The 17,817-nt window shown below is 67.0% G+C and carries 18 protein-coding genes and 1 tRNA gene; 6 read left to right on the plus strand and 13 right to left on the minus strand.

What is annotated here, in order from left to right; genetic code table 11:
• Nucleotides 1-139: 139 nt before the first annotated feature.
• Genes ASD80_RS12805 through tsaD form a run of 4 tightly spaced genes read right to left on the minus strand, consistent with a single transcriptional unit; the run spans nt 140 to nt 2,912 of the window.
• A complete protein-coding gene (locus tag ASD80_RS12805; protein WP_056233392.1) occupies nt 140-574 on the minus strand; it encodes an EVE domain-containing protein in 435 nt (144 codons plus the stop codon).
• Between the two features lie 2 nt (nt 575-576).
• The gene (locus ASD80_RS12810; RefSeq protein WP_056233394.1) at nt 577-873 is read right to left on the minus strand and encodes a YciI family protein; all 297 of its coding nucleotides are present in this window, start codon (nt 871-873) and stop codon (nt 577-579) included.
• A 4-nt stretch (nt 874-877) separates the two neighbouring features.
• Nucleotides 878-1,864 (minus strand): NAD(P)H-dependent glycerol-3-phosphate dehydrogenase, encoded by a 987-nt coding sequence (locus tag ASD80_RS12815; RefSeq protein WP_056233396.1) that lies wholly within the window; start codon nt 1,862-1,864, stop codon nt 878-880.
• Complete coding sequence (tsaD, locus tag ASD80_RS12820) at nt 1,854-2,912, minus strand: tRNA (adenosine(37)-N6)-threonylcarbamoyltransferase complex transferase subunit TsaD (protein WP_413813376.1); 1,059 nt, start codon at nt 2,910-2,912, stop codon at nt 1,854-1,856. Before tsaD ends, ASD80_RS12815 begins: the two co-directional genes overlap by 11 nt.
• Before the next feature lie 79 nt (nt 2,913-2,991).
• Here tsaD and hemC point away from each other — a divergent pair, with 79 nt between their 5' ends.
• The 5 genes from hemC (at nt 2,992) to ASD80_RS12845 (ending at nt 7,322) form a co-directional block, all read left to right on the plus strand.
• Nucleotides 2,992-3,936 carry a hydroxymethylbilane synthase gene (gene hemC, locus ASD80_RS12825; protein ID WP_056233400.1) on the plus strand — a complete coding sequence of 315 codons (945 nt, stop codon included), beginning with the start codon at nt 2,992-2,994 and terminating at the stop codon, nt 3,934-3,936.
• Nucleotides 3,918-4,658, plus strand: a complete 741-nt coding sequence (locus tag ASD80_RS12830; protein WP_056233402.1) for a uroporphyrinogen-III synthase — start codon at nt 3,918-3,920, stop codon at nt 4,656-4,658. Before hemC ends, ASD80_RS12830 begins: the two co-directional genes overlap by 19 nt.
• 26 nt (nt 4,659-4,684) lie before the next feature.
• Nucleotides 4,685-5,869 (plus strand): COG4223 family protein, encoded by a 1,185-nt coding sequence (locus tag ASD80_RS12835; protein ID WP_156460432.1) that lies wholly within the window; start codon nt 4,685-4,687, stop codon nt 5,867-5,869.
• Entirely contained in the window at nt 5,866-7,233 is a 1,368-nt protein-coding gene (locus ASD80_RS12840; protein WP_056233405.1) for a heme biosynthesis protein HemY, read from the plus strand. The genes ASD80_RS12835 and ASD80_RS12840 overlap by 4 nt, the downstream gene beginning before the upstream one ends.
• A gap of 13 nt (nt 7,234-7,246) precedes the next feature.
• A tRNA-Thr gene (locus ASD80_RS12845) sits at nt 7,247-7,322 on the plus strand.
• Nucleotides 7,323-7,340: 18 nt separating this feature from the next.
• Here ASD80_RS12845 and ASD80_RS12850 read toward each other — a convergent pair.
• From ASD80_RS12850 to ASD80_RS12860, 3 genes are read right to left on the minus strand one after another with little or no spacing between them, the layout of a single operon-like run.
• The gene (locus ASD80_RS12850; protein ID WP_156460433.1) at nt 7,341-8,219 is read right to left on the minus strand and encodes a DMT family transporter; all 879 of its coding nucleotides are present in this window, start codon (nt 8,217-8,219) and stop codon (nt 7,341-7,343) included.
• Nucleotides 8,220-9,260 (minus strand): Ldh family oxidoreductase, encoded by a 1,041-nt coding sequence (locus ASD80_RS12855; RefSeq protein WP_056233410.1) that lies wholly within the window; start codon nt 9,258-9,260, stop codon nt 8,220-8,222.
• A 2-nt stretch (nt 9,261-9,262) separates the two neighbouring features.
• On the minus strand, nt 9,263-10,192 hold the full coding sequence (locus ASD80_RS12860; RefSeq protein ID WP_244489002.1) for a dihydrodipicolinate synthase family protein: 930 nt from the start codon (nt 10,190-10,192) through the stop codon (nt 9,263-9,265).
• 50 nt (nt 10,193-10,242) lie between these two features.
• Here ASD80_RS12860 and ASD80_RS12865 point away from each other — a divergent pair, with 50 nt between their 5' ends.
• The gene (locus ASD80_RS12865) at nt 10,243-10,941 is read left to right on the plus strand and encodes a GntR family transcriptional regulator (protein ID WP_056233412.1); all 699 of its coding nucleotides are present in this window, start codon (nt 10,243-10,245) and stop codon (nt 10,939-10,941) included.
• On the opposite strand, the gene kdgD is transcribed toward ASD80_RS12865, so the two are convergent.
• The 6 genes from kdgD to ASD80_RS12895 are packed head-to-tail and all read right to left on the minus strand — an operon-like array spanning nt 10,938 to nt 17,816.
• Nucleotides 10,938-11,840, minus strand: coding sequence for a 5-dehydro-4-deoxyglucarate dehydratase (kdgD, locus tag ASD80_RS12870; RefSeq protein ID WP_056233414.1), 903 nt, complete (start codon nt 11,838-11,840; stop codon nt 10,938-10,940). The genes ASD80_RS12865 and kdgD overlap by 4 nt on opposite strands.
• 5 nt (nt 11,841-11,845) lie before the next feature.
• Nucleotides 11,846-12,556: a ribonuclease activity regulator RraA gene (locus tag ASD80_RS12875; RefSeq protein WP_056233416.1), complete on the minus strand. Its 711-nt coding sequence runs from the start codon at nt 12,554-12,556 to the stop codon at nt 11,846-11,848.
• Between the two features lie 26 nt (nt 12,557-12,582).
• Nucleotides 12,583-14,331 carry an L-arabinonate dehydratase gene (araD, locus tag ASD80_RS12880; RefSeq protein WP_056233418.1) on the minus strand — a complete coding sequence of 583 codons (1,749 nt, stop codon included), beginning with the start codon at nt 14,329-14,331 and terminating at the stop codon, nt 12,583-12,585.
• Nucleotides 14,328-15,281, minus strand: coding sequence for a 2-hydroxyacid dehydrogenase (locus ASD80_RS12885; RefSeq protein WP_200950311.1), 954 nt, complete (start codon nt 15,279-15,281; stop codon nt 14,328-14,330). The genes araD and ASD80_RS12885 overlap by 4 nt, the downstream gene beginning before the upstream one ends.
• Nucleotides 15,281-16,891: an ABC transporter ATP-binding protein gene (locus tag ASD80_RS12890; protein WP_056233420.1), complete on the minus strand. Its 1,611-nt coding sequence runs from the start codon at nt 16,889-16,891 to the stop codon at nt 15,281-15,283. The genes ASD80_RS12885 and ASD80_RS12890 overlap by 1 nt, the downstream gene beginning before the upstream one ends.
• The gene (locus ASD80_RS12895; RefSeq protein ID WP_056233422.1) at nt 16,884-17,816 is read right to left on the minus strand and encodes an ABC transporter permease; all 933 of its coding nucleotides are present in this window, start codon (nt 17,814-17,816) and stop codon (nt 16,884-16,886) included. Before ASD80_RS12895 ends, ASD80_RS12890 begins: the two co-directional genes overlap by 8 nt.
• Between the last annotated feature and the right edge of the window lies 1 nt (nt 17,817).

Consider the following 17,817-nt stretch of genomic DNA (forward strand, 5'->3'; position numbering starts at 1 on the left):
AGGGTAGCGTCGCTAGGCCCATAGGGCCTTAGCAAAGCTGGGAGGGGGTAGCTTCGTGGCCACCGCGGGACCCCCACCCTCAATCCCTCCCCTCAAGGGGGAGGGAGGCGCAAGAGCCGAGACATGCAATAGCCAGCCTCTAAAGCCCACCCATCTTGCAGATCAGCTTCCACTCATCCTCGCCGACCCGCGACACTGAGAGCCGCGACAACCGCACCAGTTCGAGATTGGCCAGCTCCGGCGTCGCCTTGACCGTGGCCAGGGTCACCGGCTTCGGCAAGGGCTTTACCGCTTCGACATCGACGCATTGCCAGACCACCTTGCCCTTGTCATTGGGCTCGGCGGTCGAGTCCGGATGGGCCAGGGCGATCACCTTGATGATGCCCACGATCTCCTTGCCGATATTGGAATGATAGAAGAAGGCCAGGTCCCCCAGCTGCATTTCCATCATGTTGTTGCGCGCCGTGTAGTTGCGCACGCCATGCCATTGCTCGGGTTCGCCGCGCTTGGTCTTGGCCATCATGTCGTCGAAGGAAAAGACATCGGGCTCCGATTTCATCAGCCAGTAGGCCATGGCTAGAACTCCCGTCCGCTATGATTGAAGGAGACACGCCAGGGCTTGATGTCGACATCGCCGAAAATGCCTTCGGAGACGAAGGGATCGGCCAGCAGGGTCGTCCTGGCGGCATCGAGACTATCGGCTTCCAGCACCAGCAGCGACCCCTCGGGATTGCCATCCGCTCCCATCAGGGCGCCGGCAAAGACCAGCCTGTCGCCCATGGCGCTGAGGTGATCCATATGCACCGGGCGCGTCGCGGTGCGCTTGTCGCCGGTCCCCGGCGCGTCCTTGGCGATCATCACGAATAGCGGCATGGCATCATTCCTCCCGTTTGAGCGGACGGGACATCAGCCCCGCAACGACTGTGGCAATATCGGCTCTGCCGCTGAGCACCGCATGCACGGCCTCGATCAGCGGCGCCTCGACCCCGAGGCTTCTGGCCAGCGCATCGGCAACCGGCGTGGTGGCAACGCCTTCGGCCAGCCTGGCGCCATCGGCCAAGATCGCTTCGACCGACCGGCCGCGACCCAGCGCCATGCCGAACTGGTAATTGCGCGACTGCACCGAGGTACAGGTCAGCGTCAGGTCGCCCAGCCCGGCAAGGCCGGTGAGCGTGGCGGCCGAGCCGCCCATGGCCGAAACCATGCGCGCCATTTCCGCATAGGCGCGGGCGATCAGCGCCGAGCGGGCCGAGGCGCCCAGCCCCGCGCCTTCGACGGCGCCACAGGCCAAAGCATAGACATTCTTCAGCGCCCCGGCGATTTCCACCCCGATGCGGTCATCGGCGGCGTAAGGGCGAAAGCTGGGACCGGCGAGAGCCGCGGCCAGCGCCGAGGTCGCGTTGGCATCGTCGCCCGCCAGCGTCACCGCCGTCGGCCTTCCGGCCGCAACGTCTGCGGCAAAGCTGGGGCCCGACAACACAAAGGGAATGGCGTCGGGCGCCATGTCGTTGAGGATTTCGCTCTGCCGCTGCAGCGTCCCGGTTTCGAGCCCCTTGGCCGACAGCACCACCGGCTTGCCGGCGAGCAGAGCCGGATCGAGCGCCCCCAGCGCCGCCCGGCTCGCTTGGGCGGGGACGGCGAGAATGACGATATCGGCAGCGCCCGCTGCCGTCGTGGCGCTGATGGCCGGATGAAGCTTCTGCGCCCCCAGGTAACGGGCATTGGTTTGGCTGGCATTGATCTCGTCGACCTGGTGCGCGTCGCGCGCCACCAGCGACACCTTGCGCCCCGCCATGGCCGCCGCCTGCGCCAGCGCCGTGCCCCAGGCCCCGCCGCCGATGACCGATACCGTTTCAAGCCGCATCGGGCACAACCTTCATGTCGTCGAGATCGAGCGGCCAGCGTGGCCTTGCGACGAATTCCAGCCCGTCATGCGCGCCCAGCGCAAAACGCTCGGCCCCGGCCCAGGCCACCATGGCGCCATTATCAGTGCAGAGCGCGATCGGCGGCACGATGAGTGTTGCACCGGCTTCAGCACAGACCGCGCGCAGGGCCGAACCGATGGCCTGGTTGGCAGCGACGCCGCCCGCCACGACCAGTTGCGTGCTGGCCTCGGGCAATTCGGCCCTGAACCGTGCCAAAGCCTGCCCGGCCCGCACGGATACAATTTCGGCCACCGCAGCCTGAAAACTGGCGGCGATATCGGCCACGTCCTGGTTACTCAGTGGCGCCAGCGCCTCGGCCTGCAGCCGCACCGCCGTCTTGAGGCCGGAAAAGGAAAAATCGAGCCGCGCCTCGCGCAGCAGCGGTCGCGGAAACTTGAAGCGCTTGGGATCGCCGGATTTGGCGATGGCTTCGACCGCCGGCCCGCCGGGATGGCCGAGGCTCAGCAGCTTGGCCACCTTGTCGAAGGCTTCGCCCAGCGCATCGTCGATCGTCGTGCCCCAGCGCTCATAGTCGCCAACGCCGCGCACCAGCACGAACTGGCTGTGCCCGCCACTCACCAGCAGCATCAGATAGGGGAATTGTACGCCATCGGTCAGCCGCGCCGTCAGCGCATGGGCCTCGAGGTGATTGACCGCGATCAGCGGCTTGCCAAGCGCCGCCGCCAGCGCCTTGGCGGTGGTGAGGCCGACCAATACGCCCCCGATCAGTCCCGGCCCCGCCGTGGCGGCGATGGCATCAACTTCATCCAGTTTGACACCGGCCTCGCGGCAGGCCTGGGCGATGATATGGTCGAGATAGGTGACATGGGCGCGCGCCGCGAGTTCGGGCACCACGCCGCCGAATGCCGCATGTTCATCGAGCTGGCTGCGCACCACATTGGAACGAATCGTGGCGCTGCCGGATTCGTCGCGCACGACCAAAGCTGCCGCGGTTTCGTCGCAGCTGGTCTCTATGCCGAGGATGATGGCTGGCGCTTGCCCGGTCACGACGAACTGGTTACTCCCTCTGGGGGTCGCCCCCTGCCTACTATAGGACGCAAAGACATTGCAATCGCCCACCCCCTTCGCCCGGATCGGAACACGCGGCAGCCCGCTGGCGCTGACGCAGGCGCGCCTGGTGCGGCGCCTGCTGAGCGAAGCGCATGGCGTCGGCGAGGATGACATCGCCATCGAGGTGATCTCCACCGGCGGTGATCGTTCGCAGGCGAGCAATGCCAGCCTGACCGAAATCGGCGGCAAGGGCCTGTTCACCAAGGAAATCGACGAGGCCATGCTGAGCGGGCGCGTCGATATCGGCGTGCATTCGTCCAAGGACGTGGCGACGCGCCTGCCCGATGGCATCGAGCTCGCCGCCTTCCTCGAACGCGAGGATGTGCGCGACGCTTTCCTCTCGGTCAAGGCGCGCGGCATCGACTACCTGCCCGAGCGCGGCAGGTTCGGCACCTCCTCCATCCGCCGCGCTGCGCAGGTTTTGCGCGTCCGTCCCGACCTGACCATCGTGCCCTTCCGCGGCAATGTTGGCACGCGGCTGCAGAAGCTGCTCGATGGCGTGGCCGATGGCACCATGCTGGCCATGGCCGGGCTCAACCGGCTGGGCGAAGGCCACCGCGCCACCGCCTTGCTCGACCCGGAAATCTTCATGCCCGCCCCCGCGCAGGGCGCCATCGGCCTTGCCGTGCGCAGCGGCGACACGCGCATGGCCCGGATCGTTGCGGCGCTCGACCATGCCTCGACGCACAAGGCCATCGTCGCCGAACGCGCCATGCTGGCGGTACTCGATGGCTCCTGCCGGACGCCGGTAGGGGCGCTGAGCCGGCTCGATGGCGCGACGCTTGTGCTCAGGGGGCAAATCCTCAGCCTCGACGGCAAAACGGCATTCAACAGCGCCGCGACTGGCAGCGACCCCGAGGCGCTCGGAAAGCAGGTTGGCGACGACCTGATCGCGCAAGCCGGCACCGAATGGCTGGCGCAATGGGCCGCCTCGTCATGAAGATGCTGGTGACCCGCCCCGAGCCCGACGCGCAGGCAACGCTGGCCCGGCTTGGCGCGCTCGGCATAGAGGCTATCGCCGCGCCGCTGATGGTGCGCCAGACGCTCGACGGCAGCCTGCCGCCGCCCGACGGCTTCACGGCCATGGTGCTGACCAGCGCCAACGCCATCCGCGCGCTGGCCGACCGCAATATGCTCGAGCAATACCGCCATCTGCCGGTCTTCGCCGTGGGCGACCATACGGCGCGCGAGGCCAACGAGGCCGGCTTTGTCCGGGTCAGCAGTGCCGCCGGGGCCTTCCAGGACCTGGTCAATGCCATGACCATCGCCCGCATGCGCGGGCCGATCTTCTATCCCGCCGGCAAGCACCAGAGCGCCGACCTCGCCAGGGCGCTGGCCCCGCTCGGCGTCATGGTCGCGACATCGAAGGTCTACGAAATGGTGGCGGCCAGCGCTCTGCCCGATACGGTTCTGGCCGAGCTGGGTGGAGAAATCGGCGCGGTGCTGGCCTATTCGCGCCGCTCGGCCGAAATCTTCGCGCGGTTGGCCGCCGCCATGCCGCGCAGCCGCCGCAGCGGGCTGGCCATGCTCTGCCTGTCCGAAGCCGTGGCCGAACCGCTGCTGGAAGCCCGCTTCAGCCGCATCAGCCTGGCCGACCGGCCGGACGAAGACGCCATGATGTCGCTCGCGCTGGCTTTTGCCCGCGAGCAAACTGGGCCATGATCGGCCGCCAAGAAGAGGATACTGCCATGGCGGACAGCAAGCCGACCGAAAGCAAGACCGGCCCGGTCAAACCGCCGGTGCTCGACCTCAAGGCGCGCGAAACCGGTGCCGACAAGCCGGAAGCGAGACAAACACAGGCAAAAAGCGAGCAACCCGCAGGCAAACCGGCGGCAAGCCCACGGCAAGCCGGCGGCTTTGCCTTCGGTGCCGCGGTCCTTGGCGGCGTGCTCGGCCTCGCCGCGGCCTATGCCCTCGCCTGGTTCGGCCTTTGGCCATCGACGCCCGCGCCTGCCCCGGCGGCCGACCCGCGCCTGGCTCAATTCTCCACCGCCATTCCCGAACTGGAGACGGTGACAGAGACGACTCAAAGCGAACTGGCGACGCTCAACCAGCGCATCGGCGCCCTCGAATCGGCGGAGCCCGCAGCGCCAGCCATCGCCGGCGCCGAGCCGGTCGATCTCACCGGGATCGAGGGCGATATCGCCGCGCTCACCGCCCGCCTCGATACGCTGGCCGCCACGCCGGCCGCCGCTGCAGACAGTGGTGCCGTCGACGCCTTGCGCACCGACCTCGCCGCCCTGGGCGCAAGGCTCGATGAAGTGGCCGCCCGGCTCGGCACCGCCGAAGCCGGATTGCGCACCCTCGACACCACCATGACCCAGACCGCGGCCACGCTGGCCGAGCAACCCGGCGATATCGGCGCGGTGCTGCAATTGCCGCTGATTCTCTCGGGCTTCGAGGCGGCCTTTGCCAGCGGCAGGCCCTATGCCACCGAACTGGGCGCCCTGCGCGCCGCCTTGCCAGACGCCACGGTGCCCACCGCCATCGCCAACAATGCCGAAAGCGGCCTCGCCCGCCCCGACGTCATCGCCAGCCGCTTCGCTGCGGTGTTGCCGGCCATGCTGGCGGGTCGCCCGGCCGATCCCGAGGCGCAATGGCAGGATGGTGCACTCGACTGGTTCCGCTCGGCCATTGCCCTGCGGCCGACCGGCGAGATCGAGGGCGATACGCCAGAGGCGGTGATGTCGCGCCTTGAAGGCGCCATCGCCCGCCGCGACTTCGTCACCGCCGAAACCCTGCTGGCGGGCCTGCCCGCGCCGATGCTGGCGGCCGGCGAAGACGTGCCGGCGCTGATCGCCAGCCAGGCCGAGGCCACGCGCTTTCTCGAAACACTGCGAGTCAGCGCCCTGGCCGGCGAGGTCAGCCAATGATCCGCCTCGCCTCCTGGATCGTTGGCAGCCTCGCCATCACGGCCCTCGCCGCCTGGCTGATCTCGCTGCCCGGCACCCTGACGCTGGAAGCCGCGGGCTATCGCATGCAGCCCCGGCTGGGCGCCGCCATTTTCATCTTCATCCTCGTGGCCATCGTGGTCATCGGCCTCTGGGCCATCCTGCGCCGCATTCTTTCAGCACCGCGCAATATGGCGCGCCGCAGTCGCGAACGCCGCCGCGAGCAGGGCGTGGAAGCCCTGTCCGACGCGATCGTGGCCCTGCAGGCCGGCGATCCCGCCCGTGCCCGCATGCTGGCCCGCGAAGCCCAGGCGCGCCTGCCCACCAATGCCGCCGCGCGCCTGCTCGAAGCTCGCGCCGACCTGGCTTTGGGCGACATGCCGGCGGCGCGCGAGCATTACCGCGCCCTCATCGCCAGCGAAAAGACGGCAGTGGCCGCGCTGACCGGGCTCTACGACCAGGCCCGCGCCCAGCATAGGCCCGAGGCGGCGCTGACCTTTGCCCGCAAGGCTCTGGCGCTGGCGCCGCAAAGCGGCTGGGCCGCCGATGCCGTGTTCGATGACCTGACGCGGCGCGGCCAATGGGCCGATGCCGTGGCCATGGTCAATGTCGAGCAGGCAAGCAGCCGCGAGGACCGCGCCCGCAAGCGCCGCCGCCAGGCGGTGATCGAAACCGCCCGCGCCCGCGAGGCCGAGACCAGCGCGCCTTTGGCCGGGCTCGACCACGCCCTGACCGCGCTCAAGCTGCTGCCCGACTTCGTCCCCGCGGCCCTCATCGCCGCCCGCATCCACATCAACAGGGGTGACACGCGCAAGGCCATGAGCCTGCTGCGCCGCATCTGGCGCGCCACCGGCCATCCCGACGTGGCCGCTCTCTATGCCCATGCCCAGCCCGGCGCCTCGGCGGTAGAGCGGCTCAGGCGACTGGGCGAGATCATCGAGACCCCGCCGCCCCATCGCGCTGCCGGCATGGCGCTGGCGCGATCCGCCATCGATGCCTATGACTGGCCACTGGCGCGATCGGCGCTGGCACCCTTCATCGGCCCCGACGCCACCCAGGGCGTGGCAAGCCTGATGGCCGAAATCGAGGAAGGCCAGAGCGGCGACCAGGGCAAAGCGCGCGAATGGCTGGCCCGCGCCGTCCGCGCGCCACGCGACCCGGCCTGGACCGCCGACGGGCTGGTCAGCGACGAATGGGAACCGATGTCCCCCGTCACCGGCAAGCTCGACGCCTTTGAATGGAAAGTGCCGATGACCATCACCGGCCGCCCGCTCGCCGACCCCCCGCCGCCGCAATTGCCGGTGGAAGCCCCCTTGCCTCTTGCACCGGCCGCCAACCCAACGTAAAAGGCCAGCCGTTGCCGCTTTAGCTCAGTTGGTAGAGCACATCATTCGTAATGATGGGGTCAGGTGTTCGAGTCACCTAAGCGGCACCATTCCTTCCGATACCGATATCAACCAGGCGGCGTCACCACATCCCGGTGGCGTGAGGCGACGAAGCCGTTGAGCAGCAGCGATACCAGGATCAGCGCGGCGCCGGCGATGATCGGCCCGTCGAGCGTTTCCCCGAACAGCAGCACGCCGGCGCCTATGGCCAATGGCAATCGGATGAAATCGACGATAATCAATGCCGATGCCCGGCCCATGCGCATGGCCGCCGATACCGAGAGCTGCGCCAGCAAACCGCCCACGCCCTGAATGGCCATGATGGCGAGGTCGAGCGGGGCGGGATTGGACCAGAATGGCGCGCACATCAGCCCGGCCAGCGGTACGCTGAGCACCAGATTGAGCCAGGTGACCCGGCGCCCGTCCTCGCGATCGGCCGATGCCTTGAGCAGCAGCATGACGGCGGCCAGCGCCAGCGCCGAGGCGAAAGCATAGAGCAGGTTCCAGTCCGGTGCCGCCACATCGGGCCGCACCACCACCAGCACGCCGCCGAAGCCGATCAGCAGCGCCACCATCTGCGGCCAGCGCACCCGCTCGCCCAGAATGAGCACGGCGCCGATAACGGCAAAGACCGGCGTGGTGAAGCCGATCGAGGTGACGGTGGCCAGGGGCAACTGGCCGATGGCGATGAACGAAGCGCCTAGTGCGAAGAGCTTGAGCACCGCCCGGGCGATATGCAGCGGCCATAGGCCACCACCACGCAGATGCCATTGCGGCCGCGGCATCAGCAGCATCAGCGCCGCCATGCTGAAGAGATTGCGGAAGAACACGATCTCGAACGGATGCACGCGATCGTCGATCAGCCGCACCGCGATCACGTCCATGACGCCGACCACGGCAGCGACCGCCATCAACAGGCAGCCGGCAAGGATGGGGTTGAGGCGCAATCAGGCCGGCCAGTTCACGTTGAGCGCCCTGGCCCGGCTCGCCAGCGTGCCGAGCACGGCATCGTCGATCTCGACGCCCTCGGCCAGCGCCCGGCGGCGCGACGCGGCAGCGCCGTCGCCGGGCACGCGAACCTTGCCGATGCCCGGCGACGGGCGATTGTCGCGGCAGAGCCTGGCGGTGTGGCTCGCCTCGGCCACGAAGGCATCGGTGCCGCTGAACGCCGCCGGATCGAGCACCTGCAGGAAAACCGACAGCGTCATCGGCTCATGCGTTTGCGTACGGCCACTGCCGGCCAGACCCTGGCTCAGCACATCGACGGCAAGCGCCATGCCGAAGCCCTTGTAGCCCTTGCGCGCCCCACCGATCGGCATGAGCGTGCCGCCGCGCGACACGACATCTTCGGGATCGTCGGTGGGCTGGCCGTCGGCGGTGAGCCCCCAGGCCTCGGGGTAGCGCTGGCCGGCGGCCGCCAGCTGCCTGGTCATGGTGGTGGTGGTAATGGAGGCGCTGATATCGATGAGGATCGGATCGCCATCGGTGGGAAAGCCGTAGGCCTGCGGGTTGGGCGTCAACACCGGCTGCGTGCCACCAAACGGCGCCATGCGGGCCGCCGACACGGTAGAGCAGTTCAACTGCACGACATAGCCCTGGTCGGTGACCCGCCTCATATAGGCGGCCAGCGCCCCGGTGTGATGGCTGTTGCGGATGGCGACCGTCACCACTCCATATTGGGCCACCCGCTGGCAGGCGAGGTCGAGCGCGCGACGGACCAGCCAGGGCCCCGGCAGCTTCCTGCCATCCCAGGTGATGCAAGCGCCGCGGTCGGCGATGACTTCCAGATCGCCCTGCCCCCTGAGCTCGCCGCTGCGCAGCGCATCGAGATAGCCGGCCACCAGACCCGTGCCGTGGGTGCTATGGCCGATCATGTCGGCCTCGACCAACACCTCGGCGACAACAGGGGCCTTGGCTTCATCCATGCCGCCGGCAGTCAGCAGGGCGGCCAGTGCCTGGCGCAGGCTTTCGATATCAATGCGCGCCATGGTCAGGCTCCGATCAGCTTGTTCTGGGTCATGAAATTACGCAGACGATCCTGCTGCATGGCGGTCAGCGGCCAGGCGGATGGCGGACGCGCCGGGCCGCAATCATGGCCCTGCATCTGCAAAGCAGATTTGACGCCGGTGACATTGGTACCACCCATCTCTTCGGCCCTGATGTCCTCGAAAGCGCGCATCTGCGCGATGAGCGTCCTGGCGCGCCTGCTATCGCCTGCCTCCAGCGCCCGGTGGATTTCGACCGAGTGGCTGGGCCAGACATTGATGAGCCCCGAGGTGAAGCCGCGCGCACCCGCCGCATAGAGCACCGGCGCCCAGGTCTCGGCGAGACCCCCCACCCAGATGATCTCGGGCGGACATGCCGCTATGGCTTCGGCCAGGCGCATGGGATTGGGCGTGGCCCATTTGACTCCGACGACGCTGGGCAGGCTGCACAGATCGGCGATAGTGGCCGTGCCGATCAGATCGTTGCGCAGATAGAGCATGATCGGCAGACCGCGCGCCGCCTGCTCGATCTGCCGGACATAGTCAACAAGGCCGCGCGGCGACACGAAAGGATCGGCCGGCTGGTGCAGCATGAGCCCGGCCGCGCCGCAATCGGATGCCTTGCGCGCCAGGGTCGCCGCATCGCGTATACCGCGTCCGACGCCGGCCAGCAGCGGCACCCGGCCCGCAACGAGCCCCACCGTAGCCTCGAGCATGGCCAGCGCTTCCTCCAGCGTCAGCGCAAAGAATTCGCTGGTATTGCCGTTGCTGACCAGCACATGGACGCCGGCATCGATCGCGCGATCGACAATGGGCGCCAGTCGCGTAGGGGCGATGGTATCGCTCTCGTCATAGGGCGTGACCAGGATGCCGGAAATGCCCGCCAGCGCCTGGATGAGGTTTCTGTGAATTTCCTCGGCCTTTGCACTATCCACTATCTTATCCCCTCACTTCAAATATATTAGTTTTTCGAGATAGGAGCCGCATGATTCAAAGCCCGCCCGCATCCCCTGCCCGCCTTGACCGGCGCCTGCCGGTGGTCAACCAGATCTTCGACGCGCTGCGCAACGAGATCATTGCGTTGCATCTGGAGCCCGGAAGCGACGTCTCGCGCAGTGCGTTGGCCGCCCGGTTCGGCGTGAGCCAGACGCCGATCCGCGAAGCTTTGTTGCGTCTGGAGCAGCAGGGGCTCGTCGATGTCTTCCCGCAATCGGGCACGATGATCTCGCTGATCGATGCCCGCCAGGCGGCGCAGGCGCAGTTTCTGCGCGTCGCGGTCGAGGCCGAAGTGGCCGAGACCATCGCGCGGAAGCCGACGGCCTACGACCTGAGCGAGGCCGAGGCCATCCTGGCCGAGATGTGGCGCATCTGGCGCGGCACCAACGATCCGCGCGCCATCCGCCCGCCGGACCAGAGTTTCCACGCCGCTTTGTGCGAGGCCGTCGGCCATGGCGAGCTGTGGGAGCAGGTAGTGGCCCGCAGCGGCAATGTCGACCGCTTGCGTTCCATCAACATCTATCCCGGCAAGGCGGAGAGAATTCTCGCCGAACATGGCGAACTGCTCGACGCCCTCAAGGCGGGCGACGCCCCCCGCGCCCGGGCGGCGGTCCGTATCCATCTGAGCGAGACATTGCGCGCCGTGGACGATCTGCGAACCGCCTACCCCCATTACTTCCTGCCTTAGCTGTAGGGCTTGATCAGGTTGGCGAGGATAGCCTCTTCCTCGTCGGTGAGATCGACCAGCGGCGAGCGCACCTTGCCGGCGGCGAAGCCGCGCTGGCGCACGCCGGCCTTGATGGCGGCCACTGCATAGCCGGCCCGGCGTTCGCGCAAGGCCATGAACGGATAGAAAAACTCGGTGAGTATCTTCTCCATGGTGGGGCGATCGTTGCCGCGCAGGGCGGTGTAGAATTTCAGCGCGGTTTCCGGAATGAAATTGAACACTGCCGAGGAATAGGTGCTGACACCCACCGCGTTGAACGCCTCGGCGAACAGCTCATGCGTCGGCATGCCGCCGATATAGGCCAGCCGGTCGCCCAGGCGCGACACGATCTGGCGCACCGCCAGCACATCGCCGGTACCATCCTTGAAGCCGACGAGATTGGGGCATTCCTCGGCCAGCTTTTCGAGATGGTCAGCGTCGAGCCGCGAATTGCCCCGGTTATAGAAGATGACACCGATCTTGACCGCCTGGCACACCTGTTTGGCATGCTCGTAGATGCCGGCCATCGGCGCTTCGGTGAGATAATGCGGCAGCAGCAGCAACCCGTCGGCACCAGCCGCCTCGACGGCCTTGGCCATATCGACCGCCATGACCGTGCCGTAGCCACAGCCGGACAGGATCGGTGTATCGCCCGATACCGACTTGGCCGTCCGGACGGCATCGACCACCTCCTCGGGGCGCAGCGAGAACAGCTCGCCCGTACCGCCGGCGGCGAAGAGGCCCGCCGCCGGATAGGTCGACAGCCATTCGATATGGGCGGCATAGGCCGAGGCATTGAAGCGATTGTCGGCGTCGAACGGCGTCACCGGGAAGGAGAGGAGGCCCGAACCGATGCGGGTCTTGATGTCTTGCGGAGTCATGAGAATTACCTTCCGGTCTTGATGCGCCAGGCGGCGAAGTTGGTGTGCGTTTCGGGATTGGTGGGCGGATAGAGCCCGATAATGGTCTTGCCGTTGCGGACCTCTTCGGTGACGAAGTCCTCGAAGACGGTCATCTCGACCGCCTCGTCGGCGATCTCGTCGGCAATGCCGTTGGGGATGATGATGACGGCCTCGTCATCGCCGACCACCACGTCGCCGGGCCATACCGCCACGTCACCGCAGCCGATCGGAATGTCGAATTCGAGCGCCTGGTGCAGTGTCAGGTTGGTAGGGGAGGACGGCCGGTTGTGATAGGCCGGGATATCGAGCGTGGCGATTTCGGGGCTGTCGCGAAAGCCGCCATCGGTCACCACGCCGGCTGCGCCGCGCACCATGAGGCGGGTCACCAGGATCCCCCCCGCCGAAGCGGCGCGCGGATCCTTGCGGCTGTCCATGATCATGACGGCGCCCGGCGGACAGGCTTCCACGCCGGCCCGCTGCGGATGAGCGGGGTTTTTGAACACCTCGATGCCGTTGAGGTCTTCCCGCGCCGGGATATAGCGCAGGGTGAAGGCCGGCCCCACCATGTTGCGGCCCTTGCGGGCCACCGGGTGGACATCCTGAATGGTCTGGTTGCGCAGCCCGCGCTTGAACAGCGCCGTGCACAGCGTGGCAACGCTGACGCGAGACAGCTTGTCCCGTGTTTCGGGCTTCATCTGGTGGCTCACATTGATCTCCGCCGTTAGAAAATGTCGGGTTCGCCGGCCGTGCGGCCGAAGCTGGGGGCGAGGTAGTCGAAATCGCACCCCTTGTCGGCCTGGCTGACATGCTTGGCGAACATCCAGCCATAGCCGCGCTCGAAGCGTTCGGGCGGCTTGACCCAGGCGGCGCGGCGCGCCGCCAGCTCGGCCTCATCGACCAGCATGTCGAGGCGCCGGTTGGGGAGGTCGATGGCGACGATGTCGCCGGTGCGCAGCAAAGCCAGCGGGCCCCCGATATGGCTTTCAGGCGACACATGCAGCACGCAGGCGCCATAGCTGGTGCCGCTCATGCGGGCATCGGAAATGCGCAGCATGTCGCGATGGCCCTGTTTCACCAGCTTGAGCGGCAGCGGCATCATGCCCCATTCGGGCATGCCGGGCCCGCCCAGCGGGCCGGCATTGCGCAGCACCAGCACATGATCGGGCGTGACATCGAGATCGGGATCGTCGATGGCCTTCTTCATCTCCGGATAGCTGTCGAACACCAGCGCCGGCCCCTGATGCACATGGAAGCGTGGATCGCAGGCGGCCGGCTTGATCACCGCTCCATCCGGCGCCAGGTTGCCGCGCAGCACGGCAAGCGAGCCTTCCTTGTAGACCGGGTTGTCGAGCGTGCGGATGACGTCGTCATTGTAGACCGGCGCATCGGCCACCACTTCGCCCAGCGTCAGCCCCGAAACGGTGAGCGCGCTGAGGTCCAGCTTGTCGCCCAGATTGCGCATCAGGCCCAACAGGCCTCCTGCATAGTAGAAGTCCTCCATCAGGTAACCCTTGCCCGAGGGCCGCACATTGGCGATCAGCGGCGTGGTGCGGCCCAATGCGTCGAGGTCATCGAGGGTGAAATCGACTTGGGCGCGGCGCGCCATGGCCAGCAGATGCACCACCGCGTTGGTGGAGCAGCCGGTCGCCATCGCCACCACGCCGGCATTGCGCACCGAAGCAGCGGTAACAATCCTGTCGGGCGTCATCTCCTCCCAGACCATGTCGACGATGCGCCGGCCGCATTCGGCGGCCATGCGGATATGGTTGGCATCGGGCGCCGGGATCGAGGAGGCACCGGGGAGCGTCAGGCCCATGGCGTCGGCGATCGCCGTCATGGTCGAAGCCGTGCCCATGGTCATGCAATGGCCATGCGAGCGGGCGATGCCGGCCTCGACGCCCAGCCATTGCTGGTCGGTGATATTGCCGGCACGGCGCTCATCCCAGTATTTCCAGCCATCCGAGCCCGAGCCCAGTTGCTGGCCGGCATAATTGCCGCGCAGCATCGGCCCGGCCGGCAGATAGATCATCGGCAGCCCGGCCGACAGCCCACCCATGATCAGCGCTGGCGTAGTCTTGTCGCAACCACCCATCAGCACCACGCCATCCACCGGATGGGAACGCAACTGCTCTTCCGCCTCCATGGCCAGCAGGTTGCGGTAGAGCATGGTCGTCGGCTTCATGAAGCTCTCCGACAGCGTCACCGCCGGCATCTCGACCGGGAAACCACCCGCCTGCAGCACGCCGCGCTTCACGTCCTCGACGCGCTGCTTGAAATGGGCGTGGCAGGGATTGAGGTCGGACCAGGTGTTCATGATCGCGATGATCGGCTTGCCCACCCAGTCGGTGGGGGCGTAGCCCATCTGCATGATGCGCGAGCGATGGCCGAAGCTGCGCAGGTCATCGGGCGCGAACCACCGCGCCGAACGCAGATCTTCCGGCTTCTTGGTCTTGGGATGGGGTGAGGTCATGGCGGGCTCGGCAAGGGTGTGAGGAGGGGACGGCCGGAAAAATGGGCCGCCAGGTTATCGACGACAAGCTGGCTCATCCGACTTCGGGTCTCGATGCTGCCGCTCGAATGATGCGGGTAGAACACCACATTGGGCAACCGGGCCAAGGCCGGGTCGACATTGGGTTCGTCGGCATAGACATCGAGCCCGGCGCCGCGGATGCCGCCGCTGCTCAGCGCGGCGATCAGCGCCTTCTCGTCGACCACGCTGCCGCGCGATATGTTGACCAGCCAACCGTTGGGACCGAGCGCCGCCAGCTCCTTGGCGCCGATCAATCCGCGCGTCTCTTCGCCGCCGGGGCAGGTCAGCACCAGCACGTCGCAGGCGCGGGCCAGGGCCTCGGCGCTGTCGTAATAGTCATAGTCCACCGCCTGCGGCCGCCTTCCGGTATAGGCCACGCGCATCTTGAGCGCCCTGGCGCGATCCGCCACCTCCCGGCCGATGCGGCCGAGGCCGACAATGCCCAGCACCTTGCCGGTCAGCGTGGCGGTGAAATTCATCATGCCCTGCCGCGCCCAGTCGCCGGAGCGGACATAATCGTGACCCTGCGGCATCTGGCGCAGGGCAGCGATGACCAGCCCGATGCCCAGATCGGCGACATCGTCATTGAGCACGTCGGGCGTATTGGTCACTGCGACATTGCGAGCCTGGCAGGCCTCGACGGCAATGCTGTCGGTGCCGACACCGGACGAGGCGACGATTTCGAGCGCCGGCAACTGACCCAAAAGCCCGGCCGGAAAGCCCTTGCCGCCGGTGGTGACGACACCCCTGACCTGGCTGCCGATATCCCGGATCATTGCCACCTTGTCGGTGGACGAATGATAGTGATGCAGCCGGTAGGCCGCCTCCAGCTTTTGCATCTGGGCCGGCAGGATGGGCTGGACGACGAGTATGTCGATACGCTGGTCCACTACGCGGACTCCCTCTGATGCTTGCCGCGCTGGTCCGGGTCCGGCTCAAGGCTGGCCGCCAGCAGCGCCTGCGTATAGGCGTGGGCCGGCGCCTCGAAGATTTGCACGACATCGCCTTCCTCGACGATGGCGCCTTCCTTCATCACCACCACCCGGTCGGCGAAATCGCGGACCACCGGCAGGTCATGGGCGATGAAGATGAAGGCGACACCGAGCTGGTCGCGCAGGTTGTCGAGCAGCCTTATGACCTGGGACTGCACCGACACGTCCAGCGCCGACACGGCCTCGTCGCAGATGATGATACGGGGCTGCATGGCCAAAGCACGGGCAATGGCGATGCGCTGTCGCTGCCCGCCCGAAAACTGGTGCGGATAGCGGTCGGCATGCTCGGCCGCCAGCCCGACCAGATCGAGCAGTTCGAGCACCCGCGCGCGCCACTGGTTGCGCGGCAGGATATCGGCATGGATGCGCCAGGCTTCCGAGATGATCTGGAACACGCTCATGCGCGGGTTGAGCGACTGGGTGGGATCCTGGAACACCATCTGGATGTCGCGGCGCAGCCGGAACATCTCCTTGTCGCTGAGCGCGCAGAGATCGCGCCCGCCATACTGCACGCTGCCCGAATCGGCATCATCGAGCCGCACGATGGCGCGGGCGGTGGTGGACTTGCCCGAACCCGATTCCCCGACAATGGCAACCGTCTCGCCGGCCCGCAGGTCGAAGCTGACATCGCGCAGCGCGTGATAGGTGCCGAAATGCTTGTTGAGGTTGCGGACCGACAGGATTGGTTCGGCCACGCCCACCGCACTATGACGAATGCTGCCCTGGCCCGGCACGGCGGCGATGAGCTTTTGCGTATAGGGGTGGTTGGGATGCTTGAGCACGTCACGCACCGCGCCTGTCTCCACCACCTCGCCGGCATTCATCACGATGGCCCGGTCGGCCATTTCCGCCACCACGCCCAGGTCGTGGGTGATGAGCAGCAGGCCCATGCCGGTTTCGTCGCGCAGCTCCTGCAGCAGGCGCAGGATCTGCAACTGCACGGTGACGTCGAGCGCCGTGGTCGGCTCGTCGGCGATCAGCACGTCCGGGTCATAGCCCAGCGCCATGGCGATCATCAGCCGCTGCCGCTGGCCGCCGGAAAACTGGTGCGGATAGGCCCTGGCCCGCTGCTCTGGGTCGCGGATGCCGACACGTCCCATCAATTCGATGGTGCGGCGGTGGGCGTCGCCCGCCGGCATGCCGTGGACCCGCATGGCTTCGGCAATCTGCCAGCCCACCGGATAGACCGGATTGAGATGGGCCAGCGGATCCTGGAAGATCATCGCGATCTTGCGGCCGTTGACTTCGCGCCTTTTGCCGGCAGGCATGTGGAGCAGGTCTTCGCCGCGATAGGTGATAGCGCCGGAGGTGATCCGGCCGGGCGGACAGTCGATCAGGTCCATGACGGCGGAGGCCGAAACAGACTTGCCCGAACCGCTCTCGCCCAGGATGGCGAGCGTCTCGCCGCGATCGAGGTGGAAGCTGACATTGCGGACGGCCTCGACCACCTTGCCGGCGGTGTGGAACTCGACCGAGAGATCCCTGACCTCGAGGATATGCTCAGCCATGGTTGGTCTCCCTGCGCTTTTCGAGGCGCCAGCGCTGGGTGGGGTCGAGCACGATGCGGAGCCAGTTGGAAACCAGGTTCAGCGACATCGCTGTCAGCACGATGAACAGGCCCGGCCAGAAGCTCAGCCACCAGGCCTGGTTCATGTAGGGGCGGCCCTGGGCAACCATCAGGCCCCAGGTGACCTCGGGCGGCTGGATGCCGATGCCGAGGAAGCTCAGCGAGCTTTCGGCCAGCATGACGAAGGCGAAATCGAGCGTGGCGATGGTCAGCAGCGTCGGCAGCACCATGGGCAGGATATGGACGAAGGCGATGCGCCAGGACGAGGCGCCCATGACCTTGGCGGCCTGCACGAACATGCGCTCGCGGATTTCCAGCACCTCGGCCCGCGTGGTGCGCAGATAGACCGGAATGCGGGTGATGGCGAGCACGATCACCAGGTTGGTGACGGCGGGTTCGAGCATATAGAGCACAATCACCGCCAGCAGCAGCGAGGGAAAGCTCATGATGACATCGGCCAGCCGCAGGATGGCGTCGGACAGGAACTTGCGCGAATAGCCCGCGACCAGGCCGAGGGCGGCACCGATGCAGGAAGCGGCGACCACGGTGAAGGCGGCGATCATCATCGTATTCTGCGCCGCGACGATGATGCGGGCGAAGATCGGCCGGCCCAGGCTGTCGGAACCCAGGATCATCAGCCAGCCATGATCGAGCTGGAACGGCGCCAGGTTGCGGCCGCGGAAGGCGACCTTGCTGGCCACGCCATCCAGCAGCGCCGGCCCGATCAGCGCGGCGACGACGACAAGGCTGAGAAAAATGACTGCAGCGGTGGCGAACTTGTCGGCCAGCAGCAGGCCGAGCCAGGTCGGCAGTTTCGGGGGCGATTTGGTCGGAGCGCCATTGATGCCAGTTTGGGTCATGGTCATG

The sequence above is a fragment of the Devosia sp. Root635 genome (assembly GCF_001427605.1).
GTDB lineage: Bacteria > Pseudomonadota > Alphaproteobacteria > Rhizobiales > Devosiaceae > Devosia.

Excerpts from the sequence above, each read along its gene's own strand:
- ASD80_RS12805 (WP_056233392.1), bottom strand. The coding sequence starts at position 574 with ATGGCCTACTGGCTGATGAAATCGGAGCCCGATGTCTTTTCCTTCGAC.
- ASD80_RS12810 (WP_056233394.1), bottom strand. The coding sequence starts at position 873 with ATGCCGCTATTCGTGATGATCGCCAAGGACGCGCCGGGGACCGGCGAC.
- ASD80_RS12815 (WP_056233396.1), bottom strand. The coding sequence starts at position 1,864 with ATGCGGCTTGAAACGGTATCGGTCATCGGCGGCGGGGCCTGGGGCACG.
- ASD80_RS12830 (WP_056233402.1), top strand. The coding sequence starts at position 3,918 with ATGGGCCGCCTCGTCATGAAGATGCTGGTGACCCGCCCCGAGCCCGAC.
- ASD80_RS12835 (WP_156460432.1), top strand. The coding sequence starts at position 4,685 with ATGGCGGACAGCAAGCCGACCGAAAGCAAGACCGGCCCGGTCAAACCG.
- ASD80_RS12840 (WP_056233405.1), top strand. The coding sequence starts at position 5,866 with ATGATCCGCCTCGCCTCCTGGATCGTTGGCAGCCTCGCCATCACGGCC.
- ASD80_RS12855 (WP_056233410.1), bottom strand. The coding sequence starts at position 9,260 with ATGGCGCGCATTGATATCGAAAGCCTGCGCCAGGCACTGGCCGCCCTG.
- ASD80_RS12865 (WP_056233412.1), top strand. The coding sequence starts at position 10,243 with ATGATTCAAAGCCCGCCCGCATCCCCTGCCCGCCTTGACCGGCGCCTG.
- kdgD (WP_056233414.1), bottom strand. The coding sequence starts at position 11,840 with ATGACTCCGCAAGACATCAAGACCCGCATCGGTTCGGGCCTCCTCTCC.
- ASD80_RS12875 (WP_056233416.1), bottom strand. The coding sequence starts at position 12,556 with ATGAAGCCCGAAACACGGGACAAGCTGTCTCGCGTCAGCGTTGCCACG.
- araD (WP_056233418.1), bottom strand. The coding sequence starts at position 14,331 with ATGACCTCACCCCATCCCAAGACCAAGAAGCCGGAAGATCTGCGTTCG.
- ASD80_RS12890 (WP_056233420.1), bottom strand. The coding sequence starts at position 16,891 with ATGGCTGAGCATATCCTCGAGGTCAGGGATCTCTCGGTCGAGTTCCAC.
- ASD80_RS12895 (WP_056233422.1), bottom strand. The coding sequence starts at position 17,816 with ATGACCATGACCCAAACTGGCATCAATGGCGCTCCGACCAAATCGCCC.